Annotated in this window: 14 protein-coding genes; 2 read left to right on the top strand and 12 right to left on the bottom strand. The window is 63.3% G+C overall.

Going from position 1 to position 11,819, the window contains the following annotated elements; genetic code table 11:
- A complete protein-coding gene (locus EN955_RS16935) occupies positions 1–1,086 on the top strand; it encodes a siderophore-interacting protein (protein ID WP_024501575.1) in 1,086 nt (361 codons plus the stop codon).
- On the opposite strand, the gene EN955_RS16930 is transcribed toward EN955_RS16935, so the two are convergent.
- From EN955_RS16930 to EN955_RS16885, 10 genes are all read right to left on the bottom strand, one after another.
- The gene (locus EN955_RS16930; protein WP_024501576.1) at positions 1,047–1,505 is read right to left on the bottom strand and encodes a DUF126 domain-containing protein; all 459 of its coding nucleotides are present in this window, start codon (positions 1,503–1,505) and stop codon (positions 1,047–1,049) included. The two genes, EN955_RS16935 and EN955_RS16930, sit on opposite strands and share 40 nt — an antisense overlap.
- Complete coding sequence (locus tag EN955_RS16925) at positions 1,502–2,752, bottom strand: aconitase X (RefSeq protein WP_024501577.1); 1,251 nt, start codon at positions 2,750–2,752, stop codon at positions 1,502–1,504. The genes EN955_RS16930 and EN955_RS16925 overlap by 4 nt, the downstream gene beginning before the upstream one ends.
- A 70-nt stretch (positions 2,753–2,822) precedes the next feature.
- Entirely contained in the window at positions 2,823–3,887 is a 1,065-nt protein-coding gene (locus EN955_RS16920; protein WP_024501578.1) for an ABC transporter ATP-binding protein, read from the bottom strand.
- A complete protein-coding gene (locus EN955_RS16915; protein ID WP_013530807.1) occupies positions 3,887–4,675 on the bottom strand; it encodes an ABC transporter permease in 789 nt (262 codons plus the stop codon). Before EN955_RS16915 ends, EN955_RS16920 begins: the two co-directional genes overlap by 1 nt.
- Entirely contained in the window at positions 4,675–5,538 is an 864-nt protein-coding gene (locus EN955_RS16910; protein ID WP_013530806.1) for an ABC transporter permease, read from the bottom strand. Before EN955_RS16910 ends, EN955_RS16915 begins: the two co-directional genes overlap by 1 nt.
- A gap of 64 nt (positions 5,539–5,602) precedes the next feature.
- Positions 5,603–6,664, bottom strand: coding sequence for an ABC transporter substrate-binding protein (locus EN955_RS16905; protein WP_013530805.1), 1,062 nt, complete (start codon positions 6,662–6,664; stop codon positions 5,603–5,605).
- A gap of 57 nt (positions 6,665–6,721) precedes the next feature.
- Positions 6,722–7,693 carry a PfkB family carbohydrate kinase gene (locus EN955_RS16900; protein WP_013530804.1) on the bottom strand — a complete coding sequence of 324 codons (972 nt, stop codon included), beginning with the start codon at positions 7,691–7,693 and terminating at the stop codon, positions 6,722–6,724.
- Positions 7,690–8,730, bottom strand: a complete 1,041-nt coding sequence (locus EN955_RS16895) for an ADP-ribosylglycohydrolase family protein (RefSeq protein WP_013530803.1) — start codon at positions 8,728–8,730, stop codon at positions 7,690–7,692. Before EN955_RS16895 ends, EN955_RS16900 begins: the two co-directional genes overlap by 4 nt.
- Before the next feature lie 3 nt (positions 8,731–8,733).
- On the bottom strand, positions 8,734–9,459 hold the full coding sequence (locus EN955_RS16890; RefSeq protein ID WP_024501579.1) for a GntR family transcriptional regulator: 726 nt from the start codon (positions 9,457–9,459) through the stop codon (positions 8,734–8,736).
- Between the two features lie 229 nt (positions 9,460–9,688).
- Positions 9,689–9,958, bottom strand: a complete 270-nt coding sequence (locus EN955_RS16885; RefSeq protein WP_013530801.1) for a DUF982 domain-containing protein — start codon at positions 9,956–9,958, stop codon at positions 9,689–9,691.
- An 84-nt stretch (positions 9,959–10,042) separates the two neighbouring features.
- On the opposite strand from EN955_RS16885, the gene EN955_RS16880 reads away from it, so the two are divergent.
- Positions 10,043–10,300, top strand: coding sequence for a hypothetical protein (locus EN955_RS16880; RefSeq protein WP_013530800.1), 258 nt, complete (start codon positions 10,043–10,045; stop codon positions 10,298–10,300).
- A 282-nt stretch (positions 10,301–10,582) separates the two neighbouring features.
- Here the strand turns inward: EN955_RS16880 and EN955_RS16875 are convergent, their stop codons facing one another.
- Together EN955_RS16875 and EN955_RS16870 are read right to left on the bottom strand one after the other, a co-directional pair.
- Positions 10,583–10,711, bottom strand: coding sequence for a DUF3309 family protein (locus tag EN955_RS16875; RefSeq protein ID WP_081714180.1), 129 nt, complete (start codon positions 10,709–10,711; stop codon positions 10,583–10,585).
- Positions 10,712–11,094: 383 nt separating this feature from the next.
- Positions 11,095–11,790, bottom strand: a complete 696-nt coding sequence (locus tag EN955_RS16870; RefSeq protein ID WP_024501580.1) for an isoprenylcysteine carboxylmethyltransferase family protein — start codon at positions 11,788–11,790, stop codon at positions 11,095–11,097.
- Positions 11,791–11,819: the final 29 nt, after the last annotated feature.

Below are 11,819 nucleotides of genomic sequence, written 5' to 3'. Positions count from 1 at the left end.
ATGAACGAAGCATCGGTGCGTGAACTAGCCTGCGAGGCACGGCTCAACCTGCGGCGTCTGCCGGACTACATGGACAGCATCTCCGACAGGCTGCGGAGCTTCGAGGCCGATGCTTCGCATCAGGGACAGCGCATCGATTTCCGCTTTGCCTTCGGCGGCGCCTCGTTCGACATGGAGCGGCTGGTGATGCGGGCCAATGCTGCCGACCGCGACGGGCTCGCCCGTATCAAGGACCTGCTCGCCACAGCCGTACAGGTCTACGCCAAGGAGGAAAACCCCGAGATCGTCTGGACCGGCGATCTCTCAGGCGAAACCAGCCTCGCCCAGTTCCGCGAGATGGTGGTGACCGATGTTCGCGACCTCACTCCGAATATGCGCCGCATTCGTCTGACCGGCGAGAACCTCTCGCGCTTCGCCAAGTTCGGCGGCATGCATATCCGCATGCTGTTTCCGACCAGGGACGTCCCCGATCCGCTGTGGCCGGTGCTGGGCGGCAATGGCTTACCGGTCTGGCCCACCGACGACCGGCGCCCGGTGGCGCGCGTCTACACCATCCGCGCGCTCGACGTGGAAAAGGGCATCATCGATGTCGACTTCCTGATCCATCCCGGCGAGAGCGTCGGCTCCGCCTGGGCCATGCAGGCCGCGCCCAGCATGAAGGTTGGCATCATGGGCCCGGTCGGCCGTCCGGTGCGGCAGGCAGAATGGTACGTCATGGGCGCCGACGAAACCGGCTTGCCGGCGCTGGCTCGGCTGCTGGAGACGCTACCGGCCGGGACAAAAGGCGTCGCCTTCGTCGAGATCGCCAATGATGGTGAAAGACAAGTGATCAACAATGGCACGGGCATCGAGGTGCATTGGCTGACACGGGATGGCGTGGCGGCGGGCGAGGACAGACTGCTGGCCGAGGCTGTCCGCTCGGTGGCATGGCCGCAGGACGGTTCGGCCTTCGGCTGGTTCGCGGCGGAGGCCGCTGCCGCCAAGATCGTGCGCGAATGTTGGCGCGACACGCTGGGGCTTGGTCGCGATCAAACGCTGGCGGCGGCCTATTGGCGGCGTGGCTCTGCCGGATTGATGGTGGGGTGAACTCTGATGATCGGCCCGCCGTCTTTGCCGATGCCGATATCAATCTGATCACCGGAGACAAGGTTCGAAATATCGCACACCACCAGCGGCATGCGGATGTCATAAAGAAATTCGGCAACGATGGCACCGACCGCCAGGATCGGGTCCGGCCGCTCCAGAAGAATACCGGCCGGCGCCGTGCCCCTGCGGATCGCCTCTGCCAGGACCGAGGATGAAGACGACGAGCCGCGCCCGCTCGGCATGACCAAAATCCTGCCGGCGACATTTCGGCCGAGGCCGGGGTGCGAATGGTCTGTTATCTCGCCGGTCTCGGCATCGATACCGCCCCAGAAGCTGAGCGGTTGCGAAAACACCAGCGCCTGACCCTCAGCGTCACCGGCCAGCTGGAAAGTGCCGGTTCGTTTCACCGGTCGCGTCATGACGCGCTCCGCACAACATGCCCGGCCGCAGCAGAGCGGATGCAATCCCGCATCTCGGCGAAGGCGACGGACACACCGATATTGCCGGGTGCATAGTGCGCCCATTTGCCGGAATTGGTCATCACCACGCCGTCGAGACGTTCCAGGATCGATGTGACATAGGTGCAGGTATCGGCGACCGGGATCAGGCCGAACGCCTCCATACCGGCCAGCGCGCCCTCCTCCTGCAATCGCGTCAGCGTCGCGCGGCCGGTGTTGACATAGATCGGAATGCGCCTACCCGGTGCTGCCTCGCGCAGCAACGGCAACAGTCGCATCCATTCCTCATGCGAAAAATGCGGCGTGCCGAGCGACACGGCCGCCAGCGGCGCACCGTCGGGCACGCTCGATAGCCTGGCCAGGCCATGGTCGATATCGGCGCGGGTAATGCGGATCGTCTCGTCAGGCGCATGACCCTGGAACACCTCATCGAGCGTCCTTGCTTCCGGCGTGATGCCGACCGCATGGAACAGCGCCACAGCACCGGTCGTTGCCGCCGCCGCCCCCAGCGCCTTCAGCTGGTCCTCGTCGCGCGGCCGCGGCAGGCCGGCAATCACCGGAACGCGGTCGCCGCTCGCTTGCCCGATGACAAGTCCGATGCCGACGAACAGGCTGTCGCTCGGCTCGGGGTCGGCAAAGGCCAGTTCGAACAAGATCCGGCCGCGCCGGTTCTCGCTCAGATGCAGCCCCCAGGCCGGCGCGCGTCCGGTCATGGCGCAGCACAGATCGATGAAATCGCCATAGCGGTTGGTCCGCGCGCCGATCACCGAATTGGCAAAGACGATGGCGTTGGATTCCCCCCAGGCGATCTGTTGGCCAAAGCTTGGCCGGAACCGCGTCTGGTAAGGCGCGCAAGTGAAAGTCGCCTGGCAGCCGAGCTCCAGATGCGCCTTCATCAACCGTCGCGCCGGCACCTCTTCGGCCGCCGGCAATTTCACCATGCCGGGATGGATGAGATCGAACGACCCGACATTCAGCGTCGTCGGCACCTGCACGCGGCCGCCACCTTCGACCAGCCGCTCGACGAAATCGAGACCGGCCTTGCCATGGTAGAGACAACCATCGATATGCGCGCCGGCAATGTCGAGCAGACGACCTGCCCCGATCGCATTGGAAAAGGCGACCAGGATTTTCATGGCAGCAGCCGCTGACAGGCCATGCTCGCCGTCGAGCATGGATCGGTCGCGTGCAGTCAGTTCCAGGGTCATCGGTATGCTCCGGGTCGTGCCCGTCTATGCTGTCCCTGATTGCGGACGGTCTGGCAAGACCCGGTGAGGATCAGTTCGCCGCGATCAACACCGTGCTTTCAGGCGACCAGCGCAGCACGACATCCTGACCTTCTGCCAGCCGTTCCATGCCGGTATTCTGCACAATCACTTTCAACGTCTGACCAGCGCGCTCGACGAAATAGGTGCTGTTGCTGCCGGCGAAGATGCGCTTGGAAACCTGTCCCTTGAGCATGTTGGCGTTGCCATCCGGTGCTCCGGCATCCCTGGCGATGCGGATGCGTTCGGGCCGCACGGCACAGCTCGCCCTGGCGCCGGCGGCAAGCTTGGCACCCACACCAACGGCAATCGCCGTTCCGTCCGCCAGCCGGATGCCATCGCCCGTGCTGTCGCCGCGAAAAATGTTGGCGTCGCCGAGGAAGGTGGCGGCGAACTCGCTCTTCGGCCTGTTATAGATCTCCTCCGGCGGCCCCTCCTGCACCAGCCTGCCGTCGCGCAATATGCCGATGCGGTCGCTCATCGTCAGCGCTTCTTCCTGGTCGTGCGTGACGAAGATGGTGGTGATGCCGATCTCGCGCTGGATGCGCTTGAGCTCGATCTGCATATCGACGCGCAGCGCCTTGTCGAGCGCGCCGAGCGGCTCGTCGAGCAGCAGCACGCGCGGCTTGGTGACGATAGCGCGGGCGAGAGCCACACGCTGCCGCTGCCCGCCGGAGAGTTGGTGCGGCCGGCGGCCACCAAGCTTGCCGAGCTGCACCAGATCGAGCGCGCGCTGCACCTCCGTTGCAATCACCGCCTTGGCCTCGCCGCGCACCGACAGGCCGAAGGCGACATTGTCGGCGACGCTCATATTGGGAAACAGCGCATAGTTCTGGAACACCATGCCGATGCGCCGCTTTTCGACCGGCACCCGCTCGACGCTCTCGCCGCCGATGGTGATGCGGCCCGAATCGGGAAAATCGAAACCGGCAATCTGGCGCAGCAGCGTGGTCTTGCCGCTGCCCGACGGCCCCAGCAGCGCATAGAATCCGCCATCGGCGAAATCGATGGAGACATTGTCCAGCGCCTTGTGTGCGCCGAAACTGCGCGAGACATCAGATACCTGCACGCCGGCCATTATTTCTCTCCGCCGAATTTGAAGAACCGCGCCGTGAGCAGCATCAGCGCCATCGACACGACAATGATGATCGTCGAGACCGCATTGATCTCGGGCGTGAACCCTTTGCGGATCGCGGCGTAGATTTCCACCGGCAGCGTCGTCTGCCCAGGCGTCGCCAGGAAATAGGACACCACGAACTGGTCGAACGACACTGCAAACGCAAACAGCCCTCCGGCAATGACGCCTGGCATGATCCAAGGCAGCGTGACGCGCCTCGTTACCTGCCACTGGTTGGCGCCGAGCGAGCGTGCCGCCTCTTCCAGCTCCGGCGCGAAGGTCTGCAGCCGGGCCGAGACGACGACGATGACATAGGGCAGCGCCAGTGCGACGTGGCCAAGCAGGATCGCATGCAGCCCGCGACCGATGCCGACGCCGAAAAAGAAGATCAGCATCGCCGTGCCGGTGATCAGCCACGGAATGGCGATCGGCGGAAACAACAGCGCCTGCAGGAATTTCTTGCCGCGAAACTCATAGCGATAGAGCGCCAGCGATGCCGCCGAGCCGAGCACGACACAGATGACGGTGGTGATGACGGCGATCTCGACGCTGTTCCAGGTGGCGGCGATCAGCTGGTCGTTCTGCCACAGCGAAGCGTACCATTCGGTCGTCCATTCGAACGGCAATTGGTAGAAGGGCGAGACGTTGAACGACATCAGCGCCATGATGATGATCGGCAGATAGAGGAAGGCGAGCAGCAGGCCGATGTAGAAGCGGCCAAGCCATTCGAGGACGCGGGTCGTCGCCATCACGCGGCCCTCCGCAGCACCGGCGACGCCACCGCCAGGATGACCAGCACCACGGCCAGCAGGATGAAGGAAAGCGCGGCACCGAGCGGCCAGTTGAACACGGCGACGAACTGGTCCTCGATGACCGTGCCGTAGAAGGTGCCGGTGCGACCGCCGAGGATGCGCGGCTCCATGAACGAGCCGACGACGGGGACGAAGATCAGGGCCGCACCCGCGACCAATCCGGGCATCGACAGCGGGATGATCACCCGCTTCAGCACCTGTAGCCGTGAAGCGCCAAGCGAACGCCCGGCCTCAATCAGGGAGTCATCGATCGCCTGCAGCGTGAGATAGCAGGTCAGCACCATGTAAGGCACGTAGGAATGCACCAGCCCGATGATGACGGCTGGATAGGAATACATCAGGTCGATGTTGATCTTGAACGGCAGCACGGCGTTGAGCGCGGTGTCGAGAATGCCGCCCTCGCGCAAAACCATCGCCCAGGAAAAGATGCGCACCAGCCCGTTCGACCAGAACGGCAAGATGACGAGCAGGAAGATCGCCTCGCGGCTGCGCCCCTTCAGCACTTTGGCGAGCACGTAAGCGGCGGGATAGCCGATGACGACGCACCACAGCGTCACTTCGAGGCCAAGCCGCAGCGAGGCCAGCAGCAGTGTCAGATAGAGGCTTTGCGAGAAGAAGGTGGCATAGTTGCCAAGGGTGAATGTCCACGGCTTTCCCGACAGCGGCAGCTCGGTCATGAACGAGAAAAAGACCATGGCCGAGAGCGGCAGGAAGATCGCCACCGTCAGCCAGAGATAGGCTGGTGCCAGCAGCGGCAATGCCGATCTCAGCCCGCTTCGCGACGCTGTCGCAGCTGCCATGATACCCTCCCCCAGGATTGAAACGCCAGCCGGCGCGAACCGCCGGCTGGCCGGGATGTTGGCTCTATTTCACGTCGACCTTCAACTGCTGCCACAGCGCCAGATAGGCTTCGCGCTGGGCATCGGTGATCGGCGCCTGGAACTGGATGCGTTTGGCCACCTCGGGGTCGCCCATGACCTTGCGGTTGAAGGCATCCTCGGGCAGCGCTTCCACCGCCTTGGTGTTGGCGGAGACAGGAGCACCGACCTTGGTGACCCATTCGACGTAGAATTTCGGGTCGATCATGTAGTTGATGAAAGCCTCGGCGCCGGCGACGTTCTTGGCGCCGACCGGAATGGAAAACGCGTCGAGCCAGGCGACGGCACCCTCCTGCGGCACGACCAGAGAGACCGGCAATTTGAAATGCGTCTTGGCGCGATCGGCCGAGCCGCTCCAGTAGGTGCCGATGTCGATCTGGTTGGAGGCGACCATCTGGTTCCAGTCGTTCTCCGAACTCCAGAAGGTCTTGATCTGCGGCATCAGCGAGGTGAGCTTCGCCTTGACCGCATCCATATCCTTGATGTCGTTGATGTTCTGGCCCGTTGCGATGGCGCCGAACTGCACCGCTTCGACGGCATCGTCGCGAATGACGACGCGGCCCTTGTGGGCGGCATCCCACATCTCGGCGATACTCGTCGGCGGCTTGTCGAAGGATTTGTCGTTGATCGCGAGCGCGGTGAGGCCCCACACCCACGGCACGCCATAGACCTTGCCGTCATGGACGAGCATCGGCGATCCCGCCTTGTCCTTGCTGATGTCGGCGTAGTTCGGCAATTTGGAGACGTCGATCGGCTGGATCAGTTTGCCGTCCATCGCCTGGTCGTTGAAGGCGGCATTGATCATGACCACGTCGTAGAGACCGGGATTGGTCCGGATCTTGGTCAGCATTTCCTGTTCGGAATTGAAGAAGTCGTTGACGACCTTGTTGCCGGTCGCTTTTTCGAAAGCCTCCACCGCCCATGGTTCGTCGGCGCCGTATCCCTTCCAGTTGAGCACATGCACTTCGTCAGCCTTGGCGGCGAATGCGAGTGCGGAGGTAAAGACGGCAGTCGCCGTCAGCAGAGCAGTCAAGTCAGGCATGCGCATGGTTGGTTCCTCTCTGTGGGTTTGCCCGATTCCCGGGCTTGTCAGGCTTTCCAGCTGTTATGCATTGGCCTTCTGTGTCCGGCCTGCTCCCGACGGATCGGCGGCATGGCTCAGGAATGTCTGGATTTGGTGGTCGGTCGGCGCCGACGAGCCGCCATGGCGGGTGACCGATATGGCCGCTGCCGCATTGGCATAGCGCGCTGCCTCGAAGGGCGGGATGCCGCGCGCCAGCGCGCTGACGAAAGCACCGATATGGGTGTCGCCAGCGCCATTGGTGTCGATGGCGGTGACCTTGAAGCCGGCAACGGTCTGCGCCGTGCCGTCGGCCAACCTGATATGGCAACCCTTTGCCCCGGAGCGGATGACCACGCCCGCTGCCTTCGGGCAGTGGTCGCCCAGCAGCCGTACCGCGAGGCCCTCGACATCGCCTGGGCCGGCAATCTCGGCGGCTTCCGTCGTGTTGCAGCTCAGCCATGTGGTGCGGGCAAGCACCCGCGACAGGATGGGACGCGGAATGTCCGTGATGACCGGCGTCGGGTCGAAGACGAAGGGAATACCTGTCGGCAGCGCCTCGATCCAATCAGTGAGCGCATCGCGGCTCTTGGGGTAGCTCAGCGTGTAGCCGGAGGTGAACACCCAGTCACCCGGTGCCACCGCGACCGGCGCCATCATGTCGAGGCTGAGAACGCTCTCCGCACCAGGCCACGACACGAAGGTGCGTTCGGCGTCGCTCGAAATCATGGCGACGCAGTTGCCGCTGTCCATCACGGGCGATGGCGGCGTCAGTGTCTCGATACCCTCGGCTATGAAAGCAGCGCGCAGGAAATCGCCATTGGGCCCGCTGCCGAGTTGGCCGCCGAACACCACCTGCATGCCGGTGCGGCTGGCCGCGACCATCATGTTGAAGCCGCCGCCGGCGACCTGGGCAAAGCTCGATGCCGTCTTTTCCATGCCGGGCGCCGGCAGGGCGTCGATGCGGTAGACATAGTCGACCACGGCACTGCCGACATGGACGAGACGGCCGCTCATTCCGCCGCGTCCTTGCCGGAACCGATTTTCGCCATCCTTGCGGCCACCAGATCGGCGGCGAGCGCGCGAACCTCCGACATGTCGAGGCCGACAAGCCGGGCGATATGCTGTTGCGGCAATCGGGAAAAACCGCTGCAGGCGCCGGCCATGCCGGCGGCGATGGCGCCGATCGTATCGGTGTCGCCGCCGAGATTGGCGCTGATGACGGCTGCTTGCCATGGGTCGCCACGCGCGACTTCCAGCACGGCGAAGGCCGCCGGAACGGATTCCTGGCTGGCGACGCCGGTGCCAACCAGATCGGTGATCAGCCGGATCGCATCCCTGATCGCCTTGCCGTGCACGATGTCTTGCGCCCAGACGATGCGCGCGGCGATGTCGCCGCCGGTCACCCAATGTCCGAGTGTCGCCCCTCGCCTCGCCGCCGCGACCGCGCTGGCGGAAGCGTCGCGCCAGCCACCGCCGGCGACGCCGCGGCTGACGGCTGCCGCAACGGCAGCGGCGGAGGCGATGGCAATCGAGGTGTTGTGCGTGGCCCGGCAGGTCTCAGCCACCTTGCCGACGAACCCTTCCAACGGTTCGAGCGGCATCATGATGCCGACCGGCGCGATACGCATCGCCGCACCATTGGTGTCGCCGCTGCGCCCCGCTTCCTCAGCCGGCACACCATTGTTGATGGCATCGATTGCGCGTTTGGTCGATGGCCCCAAAAGGTCATAGCTGCCACGCGCCTTAACCTCGCGTTCCCAGTCGAGCAGCGCATTGACCCAGCGCGCGTGGTCGAAACGGTCGCCGGATTCGACCAGGATGCGGCCGAGCAGCAACGCCTGCTCGGTATCGTCGGTGATGGTGCCGGCGGCCAGTCCCTTCGACACCGGATGATCCGGGAAAGGCTCGATGAAATCCTCGACATGGCCGTAGAGTTCGGCAATGCGAACCGGCGACAGAAGCTGCGTCGGCATGCCGAGCGCATCGCCCAGCGCTCCGCCGACAAGCGCCCCCATGGCGCGGTCAATAGCCTTGCTGGTTGCATCCGACATCGCTCAGAACCTCATATGCAGCGCAAAATGCGCCGGATTGAGCAGGCTGGTGACGTACTCGATCGGCCGGTCGTCGGCGGCGCGCGTCAGCCGGCGGCCACGCAGGAAAGGCGTGCCTTGCGGGCAGCCGAGGATGGCCGCATCCTCGGCATTGAGCATCTCGATCTCGACCCATTCCTCGCCATGGTCGGGAATGAGGCCGGCGACGCGCAGCGTCTGGTGCAGCGAGCCCTCGCGCAATCCGCGCAACGGTACGTCCTCGAGCTCGGAGGACAATGGCAACCGGCTGCGCTCGATGGAGATCGCATGGCCGTCGCTGGCGTTGGTGCGCACCCGGTCGACGGCGATGAAGAACGGGCTTTCGATGCCAAGCAGCGCAGCCAGATCGGGGTCTTCGATGACCTCCAGCCGCAGCGTCCGCGTCTCGGCATTGGCGCCGGCATCGGCCAGCGCGCGCGACCAGCCGATCGAGTCGTCGACCGGCTTGCCGTCGAAGGTGACGAACGAGCCGATACCAACCTTGGTCGTGATCAGCCCGCGGCTGGACAGTTCCTCGAGGCCTTTGCGGACCGTATTGCGGCTAACGGAGAAGCGCTGGACGAGTTCGTTCTCGCTTTGAAGGCGGTCGCCGAAACCGAGGACGCCGGAACGGATCTCATGTTCGAGGACGGTGGCGATCTGCTCGGGCTTGCCCCTGCCGGGAGACAGTTGAACCGCGCGCCGCTTCATAAGGGTACCTGTTCAATGAACCTGTATAATCCTGTTCAATACCGAGGCCCGGATGCTATGTCAACAGATGCCGAAGACTGACCAACAGGCAGCGAAATGTGCGGAATAACCGTGCAGGGCGTGCCGAGAGGCAGGTCAATAGCCCTGAAAAGCCGGTCGGCGATCGCCAAAAAGGGGCATACATCAAGGGGATGGAGCCAGATCCTGATTCAATTTCACCAGGGGCAGGCTACGGGATCGACACCTCACGCGGTTCGACGAGGATGTCCGCCTCGATAGCGGCGTTGATGAACGCCGCTCTTGCCGCCGAGACTTCTTTCTTTCCCTCGAGCACGGCCAGACAGGCCTTGCGGGCAACCATATGCTTTTGCCCGGTCGCAACCGGCCAGCGGTTCAGCAGGATGTCGGCAGCCTGAGCGACCCGCTCCACGTTGAAGATCGAGTTTCGCGATCGGCCGAGCGCAATCCTGACCGGCTCATCGAAACGCTGATCTTGCACGATGCCACTCCCCAAAGTCGGCATTCATCGATTCGCGGCCTTCAACCCCGAGCAATGTGATAGGTTCTGCGCCAAAGGTGCAAGATGTCCGATTCCAGTGGCCAGAAAAATCCCAGGCTGATCGTCGTGGTCGCGTTCGATCGCGGTGAGGATGGCGAGTTGTTCCCAGCCTTTGGACCCGCCGACCAGCAGAGCGAGGATCGCGCCATACGCACCGCCAGGGCTCTGACGGCAAAGCATTCCGGCGTCATCGCCTGGAGCCGTGAGGCCGATCCGACGCTGGGCGAATATGGTCCGCCGAACACGCTCTTCGTCAGCGGTGACGTGCCTGACATGGAGTAGTCGACTGGCGCCAGCATCTGAACGCCTCGCCCATAGGGTTTGATGCGAGCCGGTTTTGCCTCGCCAGCAAGCAAAAGCCCGCTACGGTGAACCGGAGCGGGCCTTGGAGGAGGACAAGGGGTGGGACCCTCTCCTCTTGTTTCCACGGGGGGGTGTGGACCGCAATGACCATACGAAAGTTTTGCAGAGTGCAGGATCACAAGCCGGCTTACCTGCATCACAATCCGGTGCACGCCGACATTGGGGCGCTCACGAGATTGCGATCAGTTGGCGATAACCCGGCTAGATGCGCCCGAGCACGACAAGCACGATGACGATGAGCAGCACGAGCCCAAGGCCGCCGCCGCCATAAGAGCCGGTGCCGTAGGGTTGAACGTCGCAGCTGCGATGTTCAAAAGACGAGCGCTCCAAAGGCCTACCGTTCCGCGATTGTGGCGGGCATCGCGCGCGGAAGAAGTCTCGCCAGCAACAGAAACGGCCATCCTGGTGATGGCAACCAGAATTTAATTCCGGCACGCCTGTGGACCGCAGAAAGCCCACCAGTGTGGTGGGCTTTCCGATCGGCCGGAGATGGCGAGAAGCCGATTGCAGAATCAACTACGCGAGATAGTGAGTTTCAGCTTCACAGAGAGAATACTGAAATTGAAGGGTGGTATATATATCAACAAAATTTCTGAAATAAACGCCAGTAAAAGTGGCAATATTAGCTTGCACAAACAATGCGCAGGTCTATAGACGATCGAACGTTGCCAGTGTGGTTGCAGACCGAACGATTCTGCGCGCCGGGGCGCTTGTCAAACGACGCCGTAGAACAGCCTGTAGTGGACGCGCTTCATATAGTCCCGATACTCCGGCGTGACGGCCAGCAGCGCCTCTTCGCGCAGGATGCGGTGCACCTGGAAGAAGGTGATCACCGCGTAGACGGCTAGATTGTAGAAGGAAAAGGCCGACAGCAGGAACAGGAGATGGCCGGCAAGATAGCCGGCATAGATCGGATGCCGCACCAGACGGTAGGCACCGCCTGTCATCACGCCGCGATTGCCCGGCAGAATGGCGAAAGAACGCCCCAGCGATATCTTTCCCCAGATCACGAACCCCAACGCCAGGGCCTGCAGCGGCGCCGCAACATGGACCGGGATGATGGCCACGCCCGGCTCCAGGTCGATGAAACCGACACCGAAGCTGGCGATCACGGAGACAACCACCGTGAGCGGGTTCCAGTCGCGAACCTTCGGCCGACGCGACAGAAGCAGCCAGGTAAAGGTCAGGATCTCGGAAATCGCCACCAGCGCCACATTGATGCGCGTCGGGTCGAGCATCAGGTGATACACGCCGCGGTAGACGAACATGCCCGCGAAGGCCAGCGCGCATATCCGAAAGAAACCTTCCCGCAAGTCCACCAGGATCTCGCGCTTTCGGGCTGCGGACAGGATCCTGCCGTCACTGACGTGCGAAAGCGCCTCGCTTTTTGATATGAGCAATGCAGACACCCCAATGATCCCTCAGGGCGACCTTTGCA

The organism is Mesorhizobium sp. M7A.F.Ca.CA.001.04.2.1 (assembly GCF_003998485.1).
GTDB lineage: Bacteria > Pseudomonadota > Alphaproteobacteria > Rhizobiales > Rhizobiaceae > Mesorhizobium > Mesorhizobium ciceri.
The sequence above is the reverse complement of the archived record's forward strand: the minus strand, read 5'-3'. Positions and strand labels throughout refer to the sequence as shown.

Excerpts from the sequence above, each read along its gene's own strand:
- EN955_RS16935 (WP_024501575.1), top strand. The coding sequence starts at position 1 with ATGAACGAAGCATCGGTGCGTGAACTAGCCTGCGAGGCACGGCTCAAC.
- EN955_RS16930 (WP_024501576.1), bottom strand. The coding sequence starts at position 1,505 with ATGACGCGACCGGTGAAACGAACCGGCACTTTCCAGCTGGCCGGTGAC.
- EN955_RS16925 (WP_024501577.1), bottom strand. The coding sequence starts at position 2,752 with ATGACCCTGGAACTGACTGCACGCGACCGATCCATGCTCGACGGCGAG.
- EN955_RS16920 (WP_024501578.1), bottom strand. The coding sequence starts at position 3,887 with ATGGCCGGCGTGCAGGTATCTGATGTCTCGCGCAGTTTCGGCGCACAC.
- EN955_RS16915 (WP_013530807.1), bottom strand. The coding sequence starts at position 4,675 with ATGGCGACGACCCGCGTCCTCGAATGGCTTGGCCGCTTCTACATCGGC.
- EN955_RS16910 (WP_013530806.1), bottom strand. The coding sequence starts at position 5,538 with ATGGCAGCTGCGACAGCGTCGCGAAGCGGGCTGAGATCGGCATTGCCG.
- EN955_RS16905 (WP_013530805.1), bottom strand. The coding sequence starts at position 6,664 with ATGCGCATGCCTGACTTGACTGCTCTGCTGACGGCGACTGCCGTCTTT.
- EN955_RS16900 (WP_013530804.1), bottom strand. The coding sequence starts at position 7,693 with ATGAGCGGCCGTCTCGTCCATGTCGGCAGTGCCGTGGTCGACTATGTC.
- EN955_RS16895 (WP_013530803.1), bottom strand. The coding sequence starts at position 8,730 with ATGTCGGATGCAACCAGCAAGGCTATTGACCGCGCCATGGGGGCGCTT.
- EN955_RS16890 (WP_024501579.1), bottom strand. The coding sequence starts at position 9,459 with ATGAAGCGGCGCGCGGTTCAACTGTCTCCCGGCAGGGGCAAGCCCGAG.
- EN955_RS16880 (WP_013530800.1), top strand. The coding sequence starts at position 10,043 with ATGTCCGATTCCAGTGGCCAGAAAAATCCCAGGCTGATCGTCGTGGTC.